The 1217-nt window shown below is 37.5% G+C and carries 1 protein-coding gene; it reads left to right on the top strand.

The annotated features are described in order from the left end of the window. Positions 1 to 93 precede the first annotated feature (93 nt). On the top strand, positions 94 to 1217 hold a 1124-nt coding region (locus ND16A_RS09140; RefSeq protein ID WP_052073082.1), incomplete at its 3' end, for an IS4 family transposase.

Raw genomic sequence — 1217 nt, 5'->3', positions numbered from 1 at the left:
AACCTGAAGTATCCCCACAAATATTTGTGTAAGCGTTTGAAATTTAGTTAAATTAATTTCACCACAAAACAAAAAAACTAAACCTCAAACGCTATGAAGGTATTTTCAAACTTTTTTAAGAAAGAATCAATCAATATTGATCCTAGAATTATTCGTGCTCTTTTCACTTCTGTTGAAAGTGTTATTCATGGTGCGGCACTAAGCCTTACCAGTATTGGCCGAACTAATGGTAGCTATAACAATAAGATAGAAAAACATAGCATCAAACGTGTTGATAGATTGTTGGGTAATGAAACGCTACATGCCAGTCGCAAAGGGTTTTATCAAATTATCATTAATCAATTTGTTACGACAGCTAACCCTATCATTGTTGTCGATTGGTCGTCCGTTTATGACTCTAACTTTGTGATGATAAGAGCGTCCATTCCCGTGAGTGGGCGCGCCATTACGGTTTATGAAGAAATTTATCCTGAAAGTGAATTAACTAGCCAAAAGGCACATAAAAGATTTTTAGCTAACTTAGCAAAGTTACTCCCTATAAATTGTCGACCAATTATCTGTACTGATGCAGGCTTTCGTATTACCTGGCTAAAAATAGTTGATGAATATAATTGGTATTGGGTTGGCCGAGTACGAGGTCTTATTCACTGCCAGTTAGAAGGTGAAGATATGTGGCGCCATGTAGATACGCTGCATAGTAGAGCGTCTTCTCACGCCTCAGAGTTGCCAACTTGTATGCTATCAAAAACTCATAAATACACGTGTCGTGCCATCGTATTTAAAAAGAAAAGTAAGGGAAGAAAAAACCTAAATAATAAAGGTATTGTCACGAAAGATAATATTAACCGAAAGCAGGCAAAGTCAGCAAAAGACCCATGGTTCTTGATCAGCAACTTACCCCAAGAAAAGTTTCCAGCGCACAAGTTAGTTTCTATCTATCAAAGACGAATGAGTATTGAAGAAACATTCCGAGATAATAAAAATGAGTACTATGGGCTTGGCTTATCAAGAAGCAGAAGTACCCGAATAGCTAGGCTTGAAAGCATATTACTGATAGCGATGCTTGCTCAGTTCGCCCTGTATGTTATTGGTAAAGCCGCTGAAATAAACGGTTATCACCGTCAATTTCAAGCCAACACCTTACAAAGAAGAGTTTTATCATATGGCTATTTAGCATTGAGATTATTGCAGCACCAAGGAAGGCAATATCGACTAAC

Source organism: Thalassotalea sp. ND16A, assembly GCF_000764205.1.
Lineage (GTDB): Bacteria > Pseudomonadota > Gammaproteobacteria > Enterobacterales > Alteromonadaceae > Thalassotalea_A.
Note: the sequence above shows the minus strand (reverse complement) of the source record. Positions and strands in the feature narration are given on the sequence as shown.